Raw genomic sequence first — 422 nt, 5'->3', positions numbered from 1 at the left:
AAAATTATTTTTTTCATGAACTTTAAATTAAGATTTTTACAGAAGTCCCATTATTAGCTATTGACTTTATCTCAAATTTTCCTCCTATTTCAGTAATTCTTTTTTCCATATTAAACAAGCCATTTCCTTTGTTTACTTCGCATATTAACTGCCTCTTGTGTGGTTCTATAAATATTAACCCAAACCAATGAGGTCAATTTCACCTCTTTTAAGCCTTCATCAATATTAAAATCAAAATCGATAGTTTCTTGTGCTATTCTTGCATTATCTAAAAAATTGAGAATTTGAAAACGTTTCGTTTCTGCTTTCTGGTTAGAATTACCAATTCCGAATTTTAAATTTTCGATTGAAGAAATGACAAAAGTAAGTTGTGAGCCAATATTATCATGTAAATCGCGAGAAATAGACAAGCGTTGTTCTTG

At 29.1% G+C, this 422-nt stretch carries 1 pseudogene; it reads right to left on the bottom strand.

What is annotated here, in order from left to right:
* Window positions 1–110 precede the first annotated feature (110 nt).
* Window positions 111–422: pseudogene (locus EQG63_RS12165) on the bottom strand (histidine kinase); the annotation flags it as partial.

The organism is Flavobacterium amnicola (assembly GCF_004122165.1).
In the GTDB taxonomy this organism is placed as follows: domain Bacteria; phylum Bacteroidota; class Bacteroidia; order Flavobacteriales; family Flavobacteriaceae; genus Flavobacterium; species Flavobacterium amnicola.
Note: the sequence above shows the minus strand (reverse complement) of the source record. Positions and strands in the feature narration are given on the sequence as shown.